The 20,015-nt window shown below is 63.7% G+C and carries 20 protein-coding genes and 1 pseudogene; 14 read left to right on the top strand and 7 right to left on the bottom strand.

The annotated features are described in order from the left end of the window. Positions 1-19: 19 nt before the first annotated feature. Positions 20-874 (top strand): hypothetical protein, encoded by an 855-nt coding sequence (locus ALC15_RS21245; RefSeq protein WP_094193999.1) that lies wholly within the window; start codon positions 20-22, stop codon positions 872-874. 229 nt (positions 875-1,103) lie between these two features. On the opposite strand, the gene ALC15_RS21250 is transcribed toward ALC15_RS21245, so the two are convergent. Further along, the gene (locus ALC15_RS21250) at positions 1,104-2,027 is read right to left on the bottom strand and encodes a LuxR C-terminal-related transcriptional regulator (protein ID WP_050628945.1); all 924 of its coding nucleotides are present in this window, start codon (positions 2,025-2,027) and stop codon (positions 1,104-1,106) included. Positions 2,028-2,712: 685 nt separating this feature from the next. Here ALC15_RS21250 and ALC15_RS21255 point away from each other — a divergent pair. From ALC15_RS21255 to ALC15_RS21280, 7 genes and pseudogenes are all read left to right on the top strand, one after another. Beyond that, positions 2,713-3,183: a LuxR C-terminal-related transcriptional regulator gene (locus tag ALC15_RS21255; protein ID WP_244486187.1), complete on the top strand. Its 471-nt coding sequence runs from the start codon at positions 2,713-2,715 to the stop codon at positions 3,181-3,183. 370 nt (positions 3,184-3,553) lie between these two features. Next, complete coding sequence (locus ALC15_RS21260) at positions 3,554-4,384, top strand: ferredoxin reductase (RefSeq protein ID WP_244486188.1); 831 nt, start codon at positions 3,554-3,556, stop codon at positions 4,382-4,384. Then, positions 4,312-4,503 (top strand): 2Fe-2S iron-sulfur cluster-binding protein, encoded by a 192-nt coding sequence (locus ALC15_RS46390; protein WP_347336308.1) that lies wholly within the window; start codon positions 4,312-4,314, stop codon positions 4,501-4,503. Before ALC15_RS21260 ends, ALC15_RS46390 begins: the two co-directional genes overlap by 73 nt. Positions 4,504-4,521: 18 nt before the next feature. After that, the gene (locus ALC15_RS21265; protein WP_050628947.1) at positions 4,522-5,862 is read left to right on the top strand and encodes an aromatic ring-hydroxylating dioxygenase subunit alpha; all 1,341 of its coding nucleotides are present in this window, start codon (positions 4,522-4,524) and stop codon (positions 5,860-5,862) included. Next, on the top strand, positions 5,859-6,335 hold the full coding sequence (locus tag ALC15_RS21270) for an aromatic-ring-hydroxylating dioxygenase subunit beta (protein ID WP_050628948.1): 477 nt from the start codon (positions 5,859-5,861) through the stop codon (positions 6,333-6,335). The genes ALC15_RS21265 and ALC15_RS21270 overlap by 4 nt, the downstream gene beginning before the upstream one ends. A 7-nt stretch (positions 6,336-6,342) precedes the next feature. Next, positions 6,343-7,958 (top strand): annotated as a pseudogene (locus ALC15_RS21275) (ATP-dependent acyl-CoA ligase). 26 nt (positions 7,959-7,984) lie between these two features. Continuing rightward, positions 7,985-8,713: an SDR family NAD(P)-dependent oxidoreductase gene (locus ALC15_RS21280; protein WP_050629007.1), complete on the top strand. Its 729-nt coding sequence runs from the start codon at positions 7,985-7,987 to the stop codon at positions 8,711-8,713. On the opposite strand, the gene ALC15_RS21285 is transcribed toward ALC15_RS21280, so the two are convergent. The 4 genes from ALC15_RS21285 to ALC15_RS21300 are packed head-to-tail and all read right to left on the bottom strand — an operon-like array spanning position 8,671 to position 13,433. Next, positions 8,671-9,204: a MarR family winged helix-turn-helix transcriptional regulator gene (locus tag ALC15_RS21285; protein WP_244486190.1), complete on the bottom strand. Its 534-nt coding sequence runs from the start codon at positions 9,202-9,204 to the stop codon at positions 8,671-8,673. The two genes, ALC15_RS21280 and ALC15_RS21285, sit on opposite strands and share 43 nt — an antisense overlap. Continuing rightward, positions 9,204-9,701: a MarR family winged helix-turn-helix transcriptional regulator gene (locus tag ALC15_RS21290; RefSeq protein WP_050628949.1), complete on the bottom strand. Its 498-nt coding sequence runs from the start codon at positions 9,699-9,701 to the stop codon at positions 9,204-9,206. Before ALC15_RS21290 ends, ALC15_RS21285 begins: the two co-directional genes overlap by 1 nt. Next, positions 9,698-11,263, bottom strand: coding sequence for an indolepyruvate oxidoreductase subunit beta family protein (locus tag ALC15_RS21295; protein ID WP_050629008.1), 1,566 nt, complete (start codon positions 11,261-11,263; stop codon positions 9,698-9,700). Before ALC15_RS21295 ends, ALC15_RS21290 begins: the two co-directional genes overlap by 4 nt. A gap of 10 nt (positions 11,264-11,273) precedes the next feature. Beyond that, the gene (locus ALC15_RS21300) at positions 11,274-13,433 is read right to left on the bottom strand and encodes a thiamine pyrophosphate-dependent enzyme (protein ID WP_050628950.1); all 2,160 of its coding nucleotides are present in this window, start codon (positions 13,431-13,433) and stop codon (positions 11,274-11,276) included. 217 nt (positions 13,434-13,650) lie between these two features. Here ALC15_RS21300 and ALC15_RS21305 point away from each other — a divergent pair, with 217 nt between their 5' ends. The 5 genes from ALC15_RS21305 (at position 13,651) to ALC15_RS21325 (ending at position 17,998) form a co-directional block, all read left to right on the top strand. Further along, positions 13,651-14,586 (top strand): carbon-nitrogen hydrolase family protein, encoded by a 936-nt coding sequence (locus tag ALC15_RS21305; RefSeq protein ID WP_244486191.1) that lies wholly within the window; start codon positions 13,651-13,653, stop codon positions 14,584-14,586. A 217-nt stretch (positions 14,587-14,803) separates the two neighbouring features. After that, a complete protein-coding gene (locus tag ALC15_RS21310) occupies positions 14,804-15,910 on the top strand; it encodes a cupin domain-containing protein (protein ID WP_050629009.1) in 1,107 nt (368 codons plus the stop codon). Between the two features lie 44 nt (positions 15,911-15,954). Next, a complete protein-coding gene (locus ALC15_RS21315) occupies positions 15,955-16,863 on the top strand; it encodes a fumarylacetoacetate hydrolase family protein (protein ID WP_050628951.1) in 909 nt (302 codons plus the stop codon). Further along, positions 16,863-17,294 (top strand): acyl-CoA thioesterase, encoded by a 432-nt coding sequence (locus ALC15_RS21320; RefSeq protein ID WP_050628952.1) that lies wholly within the window; start codon positions 16,863-16,865, stop codon positions 17,292-17,294. Before ALC15_RS21315 ends, ALC15_RS21320 begins: the two co-directional genes overlap by 1 nt. Then, positions 17,291-17,998: an EthD family reductase gene (locus ALC15_RS21325; protein ID WP_050628953.1), complete on the top strand. Its 708-nt coding sequence runs from the start codon at positions 17,291-17,293 to the stop codon at positions 17,996-17,998. The genes ALC15_RS21320 and ALC15_RS21325 overlap by 4 nt, the downstream gene beginning before the upstream one ends. A gap of 27 nt (positions 17,999-18,025) precedes the next feature. Here the strand turns inward: ALC15_RS21325 and ALC15_RS21330 are convergent, their stop codons facing one another. Then, positions 18,026-18,715: an L-2-amino-thiazoline-4-carboxylic acid hydrolase gene (locus ALC15_RS21330; protein ID WP_050628954.1), complete on the bottom strand. Its 690-nt coding sequence runs from the start codon at positions 18,713-18,715 to the stop codon at positions 18,026-18,028. A 46-nt stretch (positions 18,716-18,761) separates the two neighbouring features. Continuing rightward, positions 18,762-19,154 carry a RidA family protein gene (locus ALC15_RS21335; RefSeq protein WP_050628955.1) on the bottom strand — a complete coding sequence of 131 codons (393 nt, stop codon included), beginning with the start codon at positions 19,152-19,154 and terminating at the stop codon, positions 18,762-18,764. 127 nt (positions 19,155-19,281) lie between these two features. Between ALC15_RS21335 and ALC15_RS21340 the strand changes: the two genes are divergently transcribed. Then, positions 19,282-19,899, top strand: coding sequence for a LysR family transcriptional regulator (locus ALC15_RS21340; RefSeq protein ID WP_050628956.1), 618 nt, complete (start codon positions 19,282-19,284; stop codon positions 19,897-19,899). Positions 19,900-20,015: the final 116 nt, after the last annotated feature.

Consider the following 20,015-nt stretch of genomic DNA (forward strand, 5'->3'; position numbering starts at 1 on the left):
GCGATACGCTGGGTGTCGTATGGAGGCAGCGACGGCTCGTCATGGGAACCGTCGTGCTGGCACTGGCAGCCTTCCTGGTCGCGTTCATGTTTATGGCACCGCGATACACCGGCGAAGCATCATTCAGCTCGACTTTGTTCGCAACGAAAATATGGCCGGCGAGAGGCTGCAATCGACAGCGGCCGTCGATGCGACTGCCGTCGTGGACAGCTCGGCGCGCATCATCCGGTCGCGCGGCACCGCCAGCGCGGTCGTGTCGGCATTGCGGCTCGACCAGGACCCCGAATACACGCGCCCGAGCCGCCTGGAGCGCGCGCTGTCCCATGTCTGGGCTCATCACACCTCAACGCCGCGCGAACTCGCGATCACGCGCCTCATGAAACAGATCACCGTTACCAACGATCCGCGGTCCTATTTGATCGCGATCGCCGTGACCACGTCGAACCCGGAGCGCGCGGCCAACCTGGCGAATTGGGTAGCGTCCGAATATCTGCGTGGGCGGCTGCGCGCGCAGACGACCGAGGCGTACGCTGCGGCCGAGCGGGAATTGGCCGGGCTTTCGGCCGTGTTGGGTCCGCGTCATCCCACCTATCTCAGCGCTCAAGCCAAACTCGAACGTCTGAAGGAGGTGGTGGAGGGCGCGGAGAAGGATGTCGCGTCCGACAACCAGGACGGCACGCCGGCGACTGACATGGTCAGGTTCGCTGCGGGTCAAACGCTGCTGCCCGCGGAGGCGGTGACGATCCCCTCCGGTCCCAACGGTCCGCTGCTGTTCGCGCTGACGTTCCTCGCTGCTCTGGTGCTCGGCGGTCTGCTGTCGTTGCTCGCCGAAAGACGCCAGCGACAAAGGTCTGCCCGTCCGCGGGGCCATTGAGGAGGTTGCCTCTCTCGGGCAATCGCTCCGCATCGCTCGTCGACGGCGACGAGCGATCAACGCCCACGGTTAGCTGCGGCGGCGGCCGATACGTTGATGCGCGATCGTCGGCTGCGTTGGCGCGGACCTCGGCATCGGTCATCGCGCATCGCGTCCGTTTGTGCGGCTTTCAGTTCGCGCGACATCCCGCCGGGATTACCCGGCGGGACATCAAACGGGAAGGCTTCGGCTATTTGCGAAGCCGGATCGCCCCGTCGATCTTCGAGCTCATGCCGTTGTGGCCGTGGCCGTTCGTGAGGGGCACTTCAAAATAGTTCGTCGTGTGCTCGATCGGGCCAAGTGGTGCCGGCCGGCTCGCTCTTGCGACCTTGGGAATTTCTCGCTTCGGCGGGAGAGGCCGCTCGGCATCGGTGGCCTGGTGCGACGAACCGTGGCCATTCGACCAGGCCGCTGGGCGATGGTGCAAGCCCCAGATCGCTGCCTGCGTTCTATTCTGAACCCTGATCTTGCGAAGGATCGCCTTGATGTGAACCTTCACCGTGGCTTCGGCAATGTTGATCTTGCGGGCAATGCACTTGTTGGAATCGCCCTCGATCAGGCACTGCAGAATCGAGATTTCCCGCGGCGAAAGTTGCCGAGCGAGCCTGTCGTTCGCTTCCGCGGCAGCAGGATCGTCGTCATGAGGCACGGGTGCATCGTCTGCGTCGCGTTCCTCGGCGTCGAGTGCGGACGTCAGGAACGCCGGCGGAAAGACCGTGCCACCCATCATGACGAGTTCGATGGACTTGATGAACGCGTCACAATTCATCACGTCGATGAAGTACCCCGTGGCGCCTGCCCGAAGCGCGGCAGCCAGGTCGCTCACACGATATTGATCCGCGACGACGGCTACGCGTCCATCGGCGTGGCGGCGTGTGAAGGACTCGATTTGCTCGATTGTCGGGCGAAAATCGTCGCCGGTGTGAACAATGAGGAGCAGCAATGGCTGATTGGCTGCGGCCCTGTGGGGCGTGGCGACGCCAAGCAAATCGTCGGCGTCGGATATCGAAGTCAGGACTTGAAAACTCTCCGAGTTCAGAATTCTTGCAAGACCTTCTTTACGAAGACTATTTTCACCAACAAGTACAATAGCAAAAGGATATCGTCGTCTCATGGAAACTCTCCCGGACGCTACAATGAAACAATGGGCGGGTCGGCTGAAGCCGGCTCATTTTGTTGCTCATCACCCAGCTAAAAAAGAAGTCGTATTCAAAACGCTTCCTCGGACTTGTCCGATCGAACGGGCGAATCTGAGGTCGAAAAAGTCTGAGCCCACTCTAAATATTTAAGAATGTTAGATGCTAATCCCCAATATCCCTATATACCTTTGGTTATAGTCATTGCCGGAGATGACGCTCGGCGTTTCAAATGTCGATCGTCATCAGAACGAGCCGGCGGACCTCGTGGGACGCGCGCCAAGCACCTTTCGATGGGCACCCGCTCTGGGTGAGTGATTTTGGACTTGCGATTATGCGTTGCTGAAATGTGTCCATTGACACACTTCAGGGCAGTAAATTCACGGGTCCCCCGCGACAACAAAACCTTACGAAAAAGCTTAAGATTGGAGTAGCTTATTAATCGATTGGGCGCCGAGCTGAACTGGAGGGATTGAGGATCGGTCGTAAATGCATTTCAGTCGTGTGGTGATTGCTAGCAGATATCCAGTTGTTTTATTGGGTCTGAATTGCCTGCTCGAAGCAGAACGTGATTTCAAGGTTGTCGCTCGTTGCAATGATACTGCGAGTTGTTTCGACGCAGTGAGGGGTCTAGCGCCCGACATAGCCATTTTGGACATGTCGATGCCTGATATCTTTGAGCAGGCAACGATCGACGTTGGCAATTGCGGAGCGCCTGCCGTGCGCTTCGTCTTTCTGGCTACCTCCATTGAGGATCGCGATCTGGCGATGCTGGCAGCGGCCGGTGCGTACGGCGTTATTCTCCACGACGAGGAGCCTGAGACCCTGATCCAGACATTACGTCAGGTCGCGGACGGCCAGAAGATGCTGCCGCCGCCCTCGGGGGAGGAGGCCATCTCCTGTTCGCAAACCGCGATGCCGGAGAAGTATCTCGCGATGCTGACGGAGCGCGAGCGTCAGATCATGAACCTGGTGTCGGAAGGCCTGTCGAACAAGGAGATTGGCCGCCGTTTGAAAGTGGCCGACGGTACCATCAAGGTTCACCTGCATCACATCTTCCGCAAGCTCGAGATCAGCAACAGGACCGTCCTGGCGACGCTCGCGGTCTCGTATGCCGGGCCAGGCGGCACGTAGCGATCGCGCGTCCCTTTAGCGGAAGCCACCGCAGGCAGGTCATCGCTGCCGCTCGAACGCTAACGCATCAATGGCGATCGCTCGCGATCGCCGACGATGTCGGTTGCTGAGCAACCCCACGGACGTTGCAGCCTGAACCAACCGGGACAGCCGTGCTCATGCGTCGTGCGCATCTCGCGGTCTTTCCCACCCAGCGATCGACGGCGTCTTGCCTGCCGAATGGATTGCGCGCTCCGCTCGCCGCGGAGGACCCGCGCCGGCCCGGGCGCGGGCCTTCCTTTGCGACACCGACATCCCGTTGCTTCGACGATTGACAGCCAATTATTACATGTATAAAAATATGCAAATTCATATAATATGAGATGCCCGAATGGACGCGCATCCGCTCAAGCTCAGAGTGCAGTCGGTCGTTGCGGAGACGCCAGTCATTCGCAGCGTTGTGTTCGACGTGGAGGGCGGTGCTGTGCCGGACTGGCAAGCGGGCGCGCATATTCGCGTGCTGCTGCCGGGCGGGGGCGACCGGCCGTATTCCCTGATGGCGCTGCCTGATCTGCCCGAGGGCGCGGTTGCGCTCGGGGTGCTCCGTGAGGAGACGTCGGCCGGCGGTTCGCAGTTCATGCATGCCCTTCAGGTCGGCGACGTCATCCGGGCGAGCGCGCCGGTCAACAATTTCGGCCTTCACGAGGGATCCGCGCCGGCGTTGCTGGTTGCCGGCGGCATCGGCGTTACGCCGATCCTGTCGATGGCGGCCGAGCTGAAGGCGCAGGGGGCTCGATATCGCCTGCATTATGCCGGGCGGATGCCGGGGTTGCTGGCGTTCCTGCCGCAGTTGCAGGCGATCTGCTCGGACGGTTTGGCGATTCATTACGACAGCGACGAGTCCCGCCTCGATATCGCAGCAGTGCTCGGCGATGCGCCGGCGGACGCTCACGTCTATGTCTGCGGCCCGGCCGGCCTGATTGACGCGGTGAAGGCGGCGGCACTCGCCAGGGGCATTCCGGCGGACCGCATCCATTTCGAGCTGTTCAAGGCGGAGCAGCCGACGTCGCCGAACAAGCCGTTCGAGGTCGAACTCAAGTCGACGGGGCAGGTCATCACGTCGCGACCGATCAGAGTATCATCCAGGCGCTGGAATCGGCCGGGCTCGACGTGCTCTACGACTGCCAGCGCGGTGATTGCGGCATCTGCCAGTGCGGCGTGATCGCCGGCGTGCCCGATCATCGCGACGTCATTCTCAGCGACGAGGAGAAGGCGTCCAACAAGGTCATGCAGATCTGCGTGTCGCGTGCGAAGTCGGAACGGCTGGTGTTGGATCTCTGAGCGGAGGCAAGAGGCGCCATGGCGAAATATGGAAAGAATCCCCGCGCGATCGGCGGGCTGGTGCGCGAGGCCGAGGTGCATCGCGACGTCTATGTCGATCCCGAGATCTTCGATCTCGAGATGGAGCATCTGTTTCCCAACAGCTGGATCTATGTCGGGCATGCCAGCCAGCTGGCGAAGGCCGGCGACTTCATCACCGCAAATGTCGGCCGGCAGCCGGTGGTGGCGAGCCGCCACACCGACGGCTCGATCCACCTGTTCTACAATCGCTGTCCGCACAAAGGCGTCAAGATCGCCTCCGAACCGTGCGGCAACACCGGAAAGTTCTTCCGCTGCCCCTATCACGCCTGGTCGTTCAAGACCGACGGCTCGCTGCTGGCGATCCCGCTGAAGAAGGGCTACGAGGGCACCGGATTCACCGACACCCAAGCGAACAATGGGCTGTCGCGGATCAAGAACGTCGTCGTCTACCGCGATTTCATTTTCGCGCGCCTGAGCGAAACCGGCGTCGGCTTCGAGGACTATTTCGGCGAAAGCCTCTCGACCATCGACAACATGGTCGACCGCTCGCCGGAGGGGAAGCTCGCCGTCGAGGCCGCGCCGATCCGCTACATGCACACCTGCAATTGGAAGATGCTGGTCGAGAACCAGACCGACACCTGCCATCCGATGGTGGCGCATGAGAGCTCGGCCGGCACCGCCATCAAGGTCTGGCAGCGCGAACAGGGCGACTCCAAGGAAACGCCGATGGCGGTGCAGCTCTATGGGCCGTTCATGAGCCCGTACGAGTTCTACGAGCAGAGCGGCATCCGGATCTGGCCCAACGGCCATGGTCATACCGGCGTCGCCAATTCCATCCATTCCAACTATTCTGATATCGAGGGCTATCTCGGCCGGATGGTGGCGGCCTATGGCGAGAAGCGGGCCCACGAGATTCTCGGCGAAGTCCGGCACAACACGGTCTATTTCCCGAACATCATGGTGAAGGGCGCGGTGCAGATCCTGCGCAACTTCATCCCGATCGCGGTGGACAGGACGCTGGTGGAGAGCTGGGTCTATCGTCTGGTCGGCGCGCCCGACAAGCTCTACGAGCGCGCGCTGATGTACAACCGCTTCATCAATGCGCCGACCTCGATCGTCGGGCACGACGATCTCGAGATGTATGAGCGGGCGCAGGAAGGGTTGAAGACCAACGGCAACCAGTGGGTCAATCTGCGCCGGCTCTATGAGAGCGGCGAGGAGGCTGATGTCACCGCGGTCATCAACGGCACGTCGGAACGGCAGATGCGCAACCAGTTTCATGCCTGGGCCAAGTTCATGACCATGGACATGGTCGAGCCGGTCGAGGCCGCGGAATGATCAGCGAAAAAACCATCACCGATTTCGTCTATCGGGAAGCCGATCTGCTCGACACGATGCAGTGGCAGGCCTGGCTCGACCTGTTTCACCCGGAGGGGCGCTACTGGATGCCGCTGGAATGGCAACAGCAGGATCCGGTGCTGCAGCCGTCGCTGATGTACGAGGACCTGCTGCTGATGAAGGTGCGCATCGAGCGGCTGGCCGGCGAGCGCACCTTCAGCCAGAAGCCGAAGAGCCGCTGCCATCATCTGCTGCAGGCGCCGCAGATCATTGCCTGCGATCCGGCGGCCGGCATCTTCAAGGCGCGGACGTCGTTCATCTACACCGAAACGCGCGGCGACACGCTGGAGCGCTTTTCAGGATGGGCCTCGCACGATCTCGTGCAGGTCGGCGATGGCCTCAAGATCAAGCTCAAGCGCATCGATCTCGTGAATTTCGACGCGCCGTTCGGCAATATCCAGCTTTTCATGTGAGTGCGTCTTGACCACAGCGACCACAGTCTATGCCCGCTTCCGCGAGACCGCGCTCCGCCGGGGGGGAGCCGGCTTTCTCAACGTGCTGCCGGAGACGGCCGGGATCTACGGCATCGCCGCCGGGGAGATCACGTACGAAGCCATGCTCGGGCGGGTGGAGCGGTGGCGCGCGGCGTTTGCCGACCGCGGCTATGGTGCGGGCCATCGGGTCGGGCTTCTGCTGCAGAACCGGCCGGTCTTCATCGAGCTGTGGTTCGCGTTGAACGCGCTCGGGGTCTCCGTGGTGCCGATCAACCCCGATCTGCGGGTCAGCGAGCTCGAATACATCATCGCGCATTCCGAGATGAATGCCGCCTTCGTCCTCGCCAAGCGGCACGACGAGGTCGAGACGGCGGCGCGCCAGGCCGCCGGCCGATTCCGGTTGTGACCGATGACGGCGATGTTCCGGCCCCGTTCGGCGGCGCGCGGCCGGCGAGCGCCGGCGACGGTGCGAGCGAATGCGCGCTGCTCTATACGTCGGGGACAACAGGCCAGCCCAAGGGCTGCGTGCTGACCAACACCTACTTCCTGTATTCCGGAGACTGGTATCGCGACGTCGGCGGGTTGATCGATCTGAGGCGCGACGGCGAGCGCATGATCACGCCGCTGCCGCTGTTCCACATGAACGCGATGGCGGTGTCGCTGATGGCGATGATGTCGGTCGGCGGCTGCCTGACGATGCTCGATCGCTTCCATCCGCGCAGCTGGTGGGCATCGGTGCGCGACAGCCGCGCGACCTGCCTGCATTATCTCGGCGTCATGCCCTCGATGCTGATGAGCGCGCCGCCATCTGATGAAGATCGTGCGCACACCGTGCGGTTCGGCTTCGGCGCCGGCGTCGACAAACTGCTGCACGCGCCGTTCGAGGCGCGCTTCGGCTTCCCGCTGCTCGAGGCCTGGGCGATGACCGAGACCGGAAGCGGCGGCGTGATCGCCGCCAATGCCGAGCCGCGCAAGGTCGGCACCAGCTGTTTCGGTCGTCCGGCGCCCGAAGTCGAGGTTCGGATCGTCGACGACGGCGGCAACGATGCGGCGGCGGGCGTGCCGGGCGAGCTGCTGGTGCGGCGGGCAGGGGATGATCCCCGCTACGGCTTCTTCAGGGAATACCTGAAGAATCCGGAAGCCACCACTGAAGCTTGGAAGGACGGCTGGCTGCATACCGGTGATATCGTCTCGCGCGATGCCGATGGCGATCTGCATTTCGTCGACCGCAAGAAGAACGTGATCCGCCGCTCCGGCGAGAACATCGCCGCGGTCGAGGTCGAGTCCGTGCTCAACCGCCATGGCGCGATCCGGCAGGCCGCGGTCGCAGCGACTCCCGACCAGGTGCGTGGCGATGAGGTCGCGGCCGTCATCATCGCGGAGCAGCCGGGGGCCGACCGCGCGCTCGCCGAGGAGATCGTGCGCTGGAGCCTGGAGCAGATGGCCTATTACAAGGCGCCGGGCTGGATCTGCTTTGTCGATCAACTGCCGCTGACCGCGACCGAGAAGATCCAGCGCGGCGGATTGAAGGATGTCGTCGCGAAGCTGATGCGTGAAGGCGCGTTCTTCGACCTTCGCGACCTCAAGCGGCGGCAGGAGTGACCCGTGCCGCTTGCAGGGAGCCGATCATGAGCCAGACCCGCACCACATTGATCACCGGAGGCAATTCGGGAATCGGCGAGGCGCTGGCGAAGAAGCTCGTCGCCGAAGGACAGCGGGTGGTTTCGGTCGGGCTTGAGGAACCTGCGTGGACCCATGATCTGCTCACCGCCTATCGCGCGGACCTGACCAGCCTCGCGGAGACGCGGGCCATCGCCGAGGAGATCACCCGCGATCACGCGGTCGACTGCCTCGTGCACAATGCCGGAATCATCCTGCCGAACCTGCTGGCCGATGCGAAGCCGGAGGACATCCTGACGCTGGCGCAGTTGCATCTGGGCGCGCCGATGCTGCTGACCCAGGCCGCGATGGACGGGATGCGCTCGCGGCGGTTCGGGCGGATCGTGTTCGTGAGCTCGCGCGCCGCGATGGGCGCGGTCACGCGCTCGGCCTATTCGGCGACCAAGGCCGGCGTGCACGGCATGGCGCGGACCTGGGCGCTGGAGCTGGCGTCGAGCGGGATCACGGTCAACGTGGTCGCGCCGGGCCCGATCCTGACCGACAATTTCTGGGGCATCGTCCCGAAAGGCTCCGAGCAGCAGGACAAGATGGCACGCAACGTTCCGGTCGGGCGGCTCGGCACGCGCGAGGACGTCGCGCATGCGATCAGCTTCTTCCTCGACGAGCGCTCGGACTTCGTCACCGGCCAGGTGCTCTATGTCTGCGGCGGCACCAGCCTAGCCGGCCTCAGCCCATGATCGCTGCGGATCAGATCTGGTTCTGGCGGATGTTCTCGACCATCTTGGCCAGCACGCGGGCGCAAACCTCGATCTCGTCGATCGATCCCGACGGTGAGGCGTTCGTAATTGTTCTCCATGATCGGCCAGATCTTGCGCAGCAGGGCCTCGCCCTCCGCCGTCAAGCCGACGACGCGGCGGCGCTGGTCTTCTTCCGCGATCTCGCGCTTGACGAGGCCCGATGTCACCATCGACTCGACCATGCGGCTCGCGGTCGACTGCTCGGTGACGGCCAGCACGGCGATCTCGTTGACGGTCAGGGTCTTGTAGATGAACAGCACCGACAGCGTCCGGAATACGACGTTGTTGATGTTGTGCTCGCTGAGATCGCGGTTCTGATCCAGGTTCCAGCGGTTGGCGAGCCGGTTGAACAGATAGGGAATATAGCTCTGCAGCTGATCCCGCGTCCGCGGTGGACCGGATTTCCATCTGCTCCTGGAGTCTTTGGCCATTATGTCTTGCGACCCTGCTTCTTGCTTTCGCTGCCGAGTTTCGAGGAGAGCGACCGCAACATCGACAGTGCCGCCTCCAGCTCCCGCGCTGGGATGCCTTCGAGCCGTTCGCTCAGGTGCCTCTTATGCACGTCGGCGGCCTTCCTGAACAGGGCCGCGCCCTTCGGCGTCAGGCGCACGATGAACGAGCGGCGGTCTTCGCTCGACATCGCCTTGCTGATGAGGTCGTCGGCCAGCAGGCGCTGCACCAGGCCCGAGACATTGCCGCCGGACACTTTCAGGTTCTGCGACAACTGCCCGAGCGCGAGGCCTTCCGGGTAACGATCGAGTTGCGCCAGCACGTCGAATTTGGCGAGCGACAAGCCGAACTCCGAGCTCAGCATGGAATTCAACGACGCAAACAGCTCGCCATGCAGCGACAGCAGTTGCAGCCACAGCCGGGTTTCGACCTGCCCGAAGGCGGGAGCCGTGCTTTCCTTGAGGGCCGACGACGTCATGCGAAGCTCTTGATGGTCTGGATCACGCCGTCGAGTTCCTTGCCGGCGCTGTCCTTCAGCGCGGCTTCCCGCAGCCGGCGCGCCCAGTCGGCGGCATCCTCGCGCGGCGCGACCAGCTTGATCGCGGCCAGCGTCTTGTCGAATTTCGACAGGCCGCGGCTGTGGGTGTCGGAATAGCCTTTGACCAGGCGCCGGCATTGCAGGATCTCGACGCCCAACTGATAATTCGCCTGCACGGCCTCTGTCGCGGCCTTGAGCCATTCGTCCCGGTGCGCCGTCTCGATCGCATGGCGCAGCGAGCGGCGGCGCATGCCGCGCAGTCCGCCGACGGCATAGAGCGCGACGAACCAGGGCAGCGAGTAGGTCTTGACCCGTCGTCCCTTGTTGACGCGGCGGTCGAGCCAGCCGACCAGGCCCGGCCTGTCGCCAAGCCAGCGGGCAAATCCCGCCGGCAGCATGCCCATCACCTCTTCCATGCGGGGATGCATGAACTCGGTGGTCTGCAGCACCTGGCCTTCGGACAGCTCGAGCTCGCCCTCGATCCGGGCGCGGCGGGCCGATCGGGTCTTGAGGTCGGCCACGCGGATGACGTCATCATAGGTCATGGCGTTGGCGAGATATTTTGCGGCGGCCTCGGTGAAGGCAAAATTGCGCTCGGCGCCATTGGCGCTGCGATCGGCGGCGTGGAGCCTGCCGAGGATGTCGAGATATTCGCCGCCATAGGCGACGTCCTGGAAATCGACCACCTTCTTCAGCCCGGCGCGGCCGATGGCCTGCGCGGCCGCGGGCAATTCCTGCGTCAGCCGGGCGGCGAGGCCGGCAAGACGGGGATCCAGAACAGCCGGCGAGGAGGGCGTCGTGGCCGTCTCCGATGGCGGAGGTGCCGCAACCTCCGGAGACTTCGACTGTACCCGGTCGAACGCGGCGTCGAACGCGCGGATGCTGGCCTGCGCGCCTTTCTCGCCGGCGCGGATCACGTCGAGATAGCTGTCGCGGCTGAAGCTCAGCACGCCGGCGCCTGCGAGTGCGCCGAACATCGCGGCTGAGATCACGCTGCCGTTGGCGATCGCCAGCGCATTCATGTCGAAGATGATCTCGGTCTTGGCGGCAATTCCGATGGCGCCGGTCACCGCGCCCTGGTCGGCGATGCCGTTGCCCGGCGCGATCTTCTCGCCGATCGCAAACGTCCGGTGATTGGATGCGATCAGCGTGGTGCGGTCCGGCGTCACCAGGCCGCGCAGGATCGAGCGGCCGGCTTCCATGAATTCCGCCGCCATCACCACGTCGACGTCGCCGGGCGTCGGCATCAGCGACAGGATCGGCTTGCGACCATCGAGCGGCGGCATCGCCTCGATATAGTAGATCGTGGCGCCGGTGCGCTGGGCGACGCCGGGCACCGAGGTCGACTGCGCGACCCAGCCATGGTTCTCGGCGAGCTGGACGATCCAGTCGGTGAGGACGCCGCCGCCCTGGCCACCCATCGCGACGATCGCGATCGAAATCGGCCGTTCGGTCGCATCACCCGCGGCAGGAAGCGCCAACTGGACGGTCTCGTCTCTCATGTCCAAATTCTCATGCCAAAGCCTCGAGCGCCGGCCGCCGGCGATCGCGTCGCCGCTGCAGCCAGCCGATCACGGCCATCGCGATCCCCGACTTGAACTTGTCCCAGCCGGTCGGATTGTGAATGACGTCGGCGCGGTAAAACGAGGGACACAGCACGGCTGCATCCGCGACCTCGCCGCAATTGCCGCAGCCGACGCAGGAATTGTCGATCGCCGCGACGGGATCGTCGCGCAGGGGATCGTCGAGCTGCTTGACCGAGAGCGACGGGCAGCCGGAGAGGCGGATGCAGGCGTGGTCGCCGGTGCAGACATCCTCGTCGACGCCGAACCGTTCCTTGACGGTGCGGACGCCGTCCTTGATCGCCTTGCTGATCTGCGGCTTCACGCGGCGCTGCTTGTTCAGCATGCATTCGGAGGAGGCGACGATGACCTTCGGGCCTTGCTCCTTGGTGGTCAGCGCTTCCTTCAGCGTGTCGCGCATCCGGCCGACATCGTAGGTGCGGTCGATCTGCCGGACCCATTGCCCGCCGATGCCCTTCACGGCCTGTACGATCGAGTTGTTGGTGTTGCGCCGCTTGCTGACCGCGCGCGACGACAGGATGTCCTGACCGCCGGTCGCCGAGGTGTAGTAATTGTCGACGATGACGAAGACGCCGTCATGCTTGTTGAAGACGGCGTTGCCGATGCCGCTGGTCAGCCCGTTGTGCCAGAAGCCGCCGTCGCCCATCACGGCGATCGAGCGCTTGTCGGCCTTGACGTTGAAGGCCGAGGTCGAGGCCGGGCCGAGGCCGAAACCCATCGTCGTGGCGCCGATGTTGAACGGCGGCAGGATCGAGAACAAATGACAGCCGATGTCGGCGGAGACGTGGTGTTCGCCGAGCTCGCTTTCGACCAGCTTCATGGCGGCGAAGATCGGCCGCTCCGGACAGCCGGTGCAAAGACCGGGCGGACGCGCCGGCACGACGTGCTTCAGCTTCTCGACCTCGGGATGGTTGAGCACGGGGCTCGCGTCCGGCGCCGGCGGCCGGTTGCCGAGCAGTCGCGGGTCGGTCTTCTCGAGGAACTCGCGCACGCCTCCGAGCAGCACCTGCGCGGTATAGTCGCCGCCCATCGGCAGCACGTCCTTGCCGTGGACGCGGGCCTGGATATCCCTGCGGCGCAGTACCGTATTGATCGCCTGCTCCAGATATTCCGGCTGGCCTTCCTCGACGATCAGGACGGCGTCCTTGTCAAGGCAGAACTCCGCGACCTCGGTGTCGATCACGGGGTAGGTGACGTTCATGACGTAGAGCGGGATCTGGGTGTTGCCATAGGCATCCGACAACCCGAGATACTGCAGCGCGCGGATGACGTTGTTGTACATCCCGCCCTGCATGATGATGCCGACCTTGCCCTGCTTCGGTCCCATCCATTCATTCAGCCGGTTGTCCCGGACGAAGTTGATGGCCGCGGGCATCCGCGTTTTGATCTTCTCCTGCTCATGCTCGTAGGCCGCCGGCGGCAGCACGATGCGGCCGACGTCGCGCTTCGGATTGTTCAGCGCGTCCTTGATGGTGTGCGCCGGCCTGACATTGTCCTTGCAGGCAAAGCTTCCATGCATGTGGCAGGCGCGGACGCGCACCTCCAGCATGACGGGGGTGTTCGAGACTTCCGAGAGCTCAAAGCCCTTCTCGATCAGATTGACGATGCATTCATGGTCGGGGCGCGGATCGAGCAGCCAGATCTGCGATTTCATCGCAAAGGCATGGGTGCGCTCCTGCATGATCGAGGAGCCTTCGCCGTAATCCTCGCCGACAATGATCATGGTGCCGCCGGTGACGCCGCCGGAGGCGAGGTTGGCCAGCGCGTCGGAGGCAACATTGGTGCCGACCGTCGACTTCCACGCCACCGCACCGCGCAGCGGATACATCACTGAAGCCGACAGCATCGCCGCGGCCGCCGCTTCGTTGGCGGAGCTCTGGAACACGACGCCGAGATCGTCGAGCACGTCCTTGGCGTCGGCAAGCACGTCCATCAGATGCGAGATCGGCGAGCCCTGATAGCCGCCGACATAGGCGACGCCGGATTGCAGCAGCGCCTTGGTGATGGCGAGGATGCCTTCGCCGCGGAAGGTGTCGCCGTCGCCGAGCCGGAGATCCTCGACTTCACGAGCAAAAGACCGTTCAGCCATTGCACCCTCCAGAAATATGCGATAGCATACGTTTACATGTAAAGTAAGTCAACGCTGCGAGTGCCGTCCGACTTTGTAGATCGTCTGCTCCGGACGGCGACTAAGCCAGCGACAGGGTAGGGCCAATGCTGAAGCTGCCGCGCTTTAGAGCCGCCGCCGTCCAGGCTTCACCTGTATATCTCAATGCAAGCGCCACCGCCGACAAGGCGCCTCACTGGTGCGTGAGGCGGCGGCGAACGGCGCGCGGCTGGTCGCATTCCCTGAAGTGTTCGTGCCCGGCTATCCCTATTGGAACTGGATCACCGATCCCGTCACCGGAAGCGCCTGGTTCGAGAAGCTCGTCAAGGCATCGGTGCTGGTGCCGGGCCCCGAGATCGACATCGTTCGCAAGGCCGCGCGCGATGCCGGATGCTACGTCGTCCTTGGCGTCAACGAGCGCAGCCCGGTGTCGCTCGGCGCGATCTACAACACGCTGGTGTTCATCGGCCCGGATGGAACGCTGCTCGGCAAGCACCGCAAGCTGGTGCCGACCTGGGCGGAGAAGCTGACCTGGACCGGCGGCGACGGATCGAGCCTGCGCGTCTATGACACCGAGATCGGGCGCCTCGGCGGGCTCGCCTGCGGCGAGAACACCAACACGCTCGCGCGCTTTGCGCTGCTCGGGCAGGGCGAGCTGGTTCACGTCGCGAGCTACATCTCGCTGCCCGTCGCGCCGCCCGACTACGACATGGCGGAAGCGATCAAGCTGCGCGCCATTGCCCATTCCTTCGAAGGAAAGATCTTCACGATCGTGTCCTGCTCGACCGTGTCGGAGGAGATCATTGCGGCGATGCAGACCGTCGTGCCCGATGCGCGGGCGCGCCTGCAGCGCAAGTCGAGCGCATTCTCCGGCGTGATCGGTCCGGACGGCCGTCTCGTCGGCGAGCCGCTGATCGACGATGAAGGCATCGTCTATGCCGACATCGATCTCGAGCGCTGCATCCAGCCGAAGCAGATGCACGACATCGTCGGGCACTACAACCGGTTCGATATTTTCGATCTCAGGGTCAACCGCCGTCCGCAGGCGCCGCTCGGTCTTGCGGAAGGCGAAGCTCAGGCAGCTGATGTCGCGGAGCAGGCGAACTTCGTGTCAATTCCCGGCAGGACGGAGTGATGGAACGCCACGAAGCGCGAACTCTCCTCACCGTCGTCCTGGCGAAAGCCAGGACCCATTACCCCGACTGGTCATCGGCGAGCGATCCGGGGCCACGATCCCCTTCACAATCGAATGCGGTGGTTATGGGTCCTGGCTTTCGCCAGGACGACAGCGGTGGATATAGCGACGGGACTACATGAAACCGGACGTCACGAGACAGGAGTTGGAGGACAGCATGGGCGAGAACATCATCGGCCGGGCCAATGTCGAGGACACTCCGGAGCTCAAGGCCTACTACAAGGATCTCGAGAAGTTCGAGGCGGGCGCGCTGTGGACGGTCGCCAACAAGATCGAGCCGTGGCAGCCGCAGTCGGCGTCCGTTCCGGTGCTCTGGCGCTACAGCGATCTGCGCGAGCACGTGCTGCGCTCCGTGGAACTGGTCTCGCCCGAAAAGGCGGGCCGGCGGGTGATCTACCTCAACAATCCCGGTCGCCGCGACGTGTCGGCCGCGGTCGGCTGGCTCTATTCGGGCTTGCAGGTCATGCACCCCGGTGAAGTGGCATCGGCTCATGCGCATTCGGCTTCGGCCCTGCGCTTCATCATGGAAGGGGCGGGCGCCTACACCATCGTCGACGGCCACAAGATGACGCTCGGCGCGCGGGACTTCGTGCTGACGCCGAACGGCACCTGGCACGAGCATGGCGTCGAGGCGAACGGTTCGGTCTGCATCTGGCAGGACGGGCTCGACATTCCGCTCGTCAACGCGCTGGAGGCCAATTTCTTCGTCGTGCACCCCAAGATCCAGCAAGAGGAGTGCGGCTACCCCGTCGACGACATGACCAAGACCTGGGGCAATCCCGGTCTTCGGCCGGCGGGCTCGCGGTGGTCGAACGGCTATTCGCCGATGTTCAAATATGAGTGGGAGCCGACCTACGAGTCGCTGCTGAAATATGCCGCCGCGACCGACGGATCGCCCTATGACGGCATCCTGATGAACTACGTCAATCCGGTCACCGGCGGCCATGTGATGCAGACCATCGGCGCCAGCATGCAGATGCTGCGCCCGGGCGAGAAGACCAGGTCGCACCGCCACACCGGCAGCTTCGTCTACCAGGTCGCCAAGGGGCACGGTTATTCCGTGATCGGCGGTCAGCGGTTCGAGTGGCAGGAGCGCGATATCTTCTGCGTTCCGTCCTGGGTCTGGCATGAGCACGGCAACGCCTCGGAAAGCGAGGACGCCTGCCTGTTCTGCTTCAACGATCTGCCCGTCATCGAGGGGCTCGGCCTCTACCGGGAAGAGGCCTATGGCGACAATGCCGGCCATCAGCCGGTCGCGGCCTGACATTTCTCGGCAATATTCAACCCGAATAACCGGATCGAGCTTTCATGCGTCTTGTCACCTACACCTTGGGCTCCGGCGGCGCCCGCCTTGGGGTCGTCGTCAACGGATTGGTCGTCGATGTCGAGCGCCTCGGCGCGTCACGCGGCGTCGCCTGGCCGGCCGACATGCTGTCCTTCATCGATAACGCCGTCACGTTGTTGCCGGCGTTGAAGCAGGCTCTGGACAGCGCCAACGGCAGCCTGCCGGCCGGTGCGGCCGTTCCGATCGAGGATGTGAAGCTGCAGGCGCCGATCCCGCGCCCGCGCAAGAACATCTTCGGCATCGGGCTGAACTACCGTGCGCATGTCGCGGAGTCCGCCAAGAGCCTGGACACCGACAAGGATCTGCCGAAGCAGCCGGTCGTGTTCTCCAAGCCGCCGACCTCGGTGATCGGGCCGGGCGTGGCGATCCAGCACAATGCCGGCATGACCCAGCAGCTCGACTGGGAAGTCGAGCTCGCCGTCATCATCGGCAAGACCGCGACCCGCATCCAGGTCGAGAAGGCGATGGATCACGTGTTCGGCTATTCGGTCATGATCGACATCTCCGCGCGCGACAATCGCCGCGCCGGGCAGTGGATCTTCTCCAAGGGCATGGACACCTACGCGCCGCTCGGCCCCTGCATCGTGACCGCGGATGAGATTCCCGATCCGCATGATCTCAGACTCTGGCTGACCAAGAACGGTGTCATGAAGCAGGACTCCAACACCAAATACATGATCTTCGACATTCCGGCTTTGATCGCCGACATCTCGTCGGGCATGACGCTCGAACCGGGCGACATCATCGCGACCGGAACGCCTGAGGGCGTCGGTGCCGGCATGAGCCCGCAGGAATGGCTGTGGCCCGGCGACGTGGTCGAGGCCGGCGTCGATGGTGTCGGCGTCATCCGCCACCCGGTCGTCGCGATCTGATGACGTCGTTCTCGTTCGATCGCGAGCTGAGGTTCGGCGATTGCGATCCGTCGGGGATCGCCTATTTTCCGTCCTACCTCAACATCCTCAACGGCGTGGTCGAGGAGTTCTGGTCGACGATCGGGTTCTCCTGGCCGGAGCTGATCACGATCCGGAAGATCGGGACGCCGACGGTGCATTTGACCTGTGATTTCTCACGGCCGTCGAAGTTCGGCGACCGCCTGAGGTTCGGCCTGCACATCGTCAAGATCGGCCGGGCGTCGCTGCATCTGTCGCATGTGGTCACGGGCGCGGATGGCCTGCGCTGGCGCGCGCAACAGATCCTGGCCGCGACGTCGCTTATCGACCATCACGCGATCCCGTGGCCCGACGACGTTCGCGCGGCGCTCATGTCGCATCTGCAAGCCGGCGAGGAGGCGGCGGCATCATGATCTCGCTGTTCATGACGTTCTCCGATCCGACAGGCGGGCGGCGAATTGATGTGGACGATCTTGCGGCTGTGGTCGCCATGGTCGGGTCGATCCCGGGGATGGCCGAGGGCCTGCTGTTTACGCCGCTGCAACAATCGGTCGATCATCCCTACAAGGCCGACGGGGCGGGGCCGGTGTTTGCGCTCCAGCTGCGGTTTCCGAACCTGTTTGCGTGCGAGGCCGCGATGGATAGCGCTGGCGTGCTCGCAGGTCTTGCGGCTGGTCGCGGACTGCCCAGCCTTGCCGGATTGGACGTGACACATCAGGCAATGATGACGCGCGCCTTTCCGGTCGACGACGCCACGCATGCGGACGGCACGGTGACGCCGTGCAGCTATCTCGTGCATTATCCCGGACGGGCCGAGGACATGAACGCCTGGAATTTGCATTATTTGGAGCATCATCCGTCGATCATGCGGACCTTCCCCGGCGTCCGCCAGATCGAGATCTACACGCGGGTCGATTGGGTCGACCGGCTGCCGTCGCAGCGGGTCGAGTACATGCAGCGCAACAGGCTGATGTTCGATAGCCCGCAGGCCCTTGCGCGCGCGCTGGGCTCCGACGTGATCAAGCGGATGCGCGCGGACTTCGTCCAGTTTCCGCCCTTCGCGGGCGGCAACAAGCATTTTCCGATGCTGACGCGGGTGGTGCGGCCAGCCGCGTGATGAGATAAAGACCCAGACCGTTGCGCTTCAATCCGACGGGAGCCGCGAGAATCGGAAATTGCAGTGGCTCGCGCCGCCAGCCAATGTCTGCGTTCTTTCCAGGCGGATACCGCGCGTTGCATAGGCGTCGAAATCAAGCCCGCAAATGTTCGGCAGGATTTCCTTGTCTCCATGGCGAGCCGCGAATTTGCAAAAGCCGCAAGCCCTGTAATTGATGCCGAATTCAAACTCGTCGCCCGGGCCTGGTTCGACGAAATCGTAGACGAAATCTTCCGGAAACTCCCTCTGATGGCTCTCTGTCGCGCTGTCTATCGCCTGTTCGCGCAGCAAGGCCCGATTCTCGGACGACATGAATTGACGCCCTGAGGCAAGGCGCTCCGCCTCGGGCTCCCCGAGCAATTGCGCCTTGTAGGTTTCCCGTTCGATTTCGCCGATCACCGGAGGCGGAACGCCGTGCCGCCGCAGCACCCGGCTGATGGCCATGAAGCCGGTGAGACGCATGAAGAAATCACTCATGCGACTTGCCGCACCTCCGACATAGGGCATTTGGGTGAGCACGATCTGGAATTCGTCCATCACCTCCTGTCGAATTCGATCGACATCGGTCAGATGCGCGCGCTCGCGCAACATCGCTTCGGCGAGGTCGAGGCGATAGCGCATGGCGGCCTCCATGGCGCCGCGATACTGCTCATAGAACGGATGGATGGTCTCGGCCATTGGACACCTGAATCAGTGGATCATTGCGAAGTCGAGGAAGCTGGTTTCACGCGGCGGCGATCGCCTCGATCTCCAGCAACCATTTGCTGTCGACGGTCTCGGCGATCATGACCGTCAGCGCGGGCTGATGCTCCCCGAGCATCCTGCGACGAATGGTGCGGTTGGCCAGGAGCTGATCCCGATCGGTCAGGAACGTGGTGACCTTGACCAGATGCTCGACGCGAAGGCCGGCGGCGGCGAGCACCTCGATGACATTGCGCCAGGCCTGCTCGCATTGGGCCTCGAAGCCCTCGGGCACGGTTCCGTCGCATCTCTCAGGCACCTGGCCGCTGATGAAGAGCAGGCGGCGATGCTGCGTCAGTTCAAGTCCCATGCAGTACCCGCCGGCGGGCGGGTGGACCGTCGCGGGATTGTGGCTGACGATGTGAGCTGCGGGCATGGGTGTCTCCGGATTGCGGCCTGACCGTATCCGGCGGTGTCGCCGCGGCGCAAAGCATGTTTGCTGCGGTTCAACGCAAGAAAATCTATTGCAAGGCCACCGCCTGTCGGTGTCAAACTCCCGCGCGATGACCTACGCCCTGCCACCTCTCAACGCGCTCCGTGCCTTCGAGGCCGCCGCGCGGCATCTCAGTTTCAAACTGGCCGCGCACGAGCTGCACGTGACGCCTGCCGCCGTGGGGCAGCAGGTGAAAGCGCTGGAGGCGCGTCTCGGCGTGCAGTTGTTCGAGCGGCTGCATAAGCAACTGATCCTGACTGCGGCCGGGCAGGCCTATTTGCCGGGAATCTCCGAAGGCTTTCGCCATATCGCGGACGCGACCTCGCAATTGAAACCGGCGGCTGCGGTGCTGCTGCAATTGGGGGTCCATGGCAGCTTCGACCTGCGCCGCCTCAAATTGGCGGAGTTTCGCAGTGCGCATCTGGAAATCGGTCTGCAGGTGCTGCAGCCCGCGGGCTTGCACGAGTTGGTCGAGGGCAAGGTCGACCTCCTGATCGTCCGCGGCCTTGGCCACCATCCGGGCTATCGTTGCGACCGGCTCAACGAGGGATCCGGTTTGGGGGATTGGCTGATTGCGCCTGAAGGCACCGCAGATTGTCCCGAGGTCGTCAGCTTCCGCGAATGGCTGCGCGCCGTGCTGCTCGAGAACCCGCTCGCAAACCAACGCCGCCCTCGTCTGGTCGGATAGCGGACCTGCGCTGCGATGATGGCAGTACACCCCTGATTTGCCCGACGTGTCAAGGTGATTTCGTAAAAAGCGAAATAACGCCCGGCACCGGCCGGCGACTGTGCATGGGGTTGTTT

This window comes from Bradyrhizobium viridifuturi, from assembly GCF_001238275.1.
GTDB classification, from domain to species: domain Bacteria; phylum Pseudomonadota; class Alphaproteobacteria; order Rhizobiales; family Xanthobacteraceae; genus Bradyrhizobium; species Bradyrhizobium viridifuturi.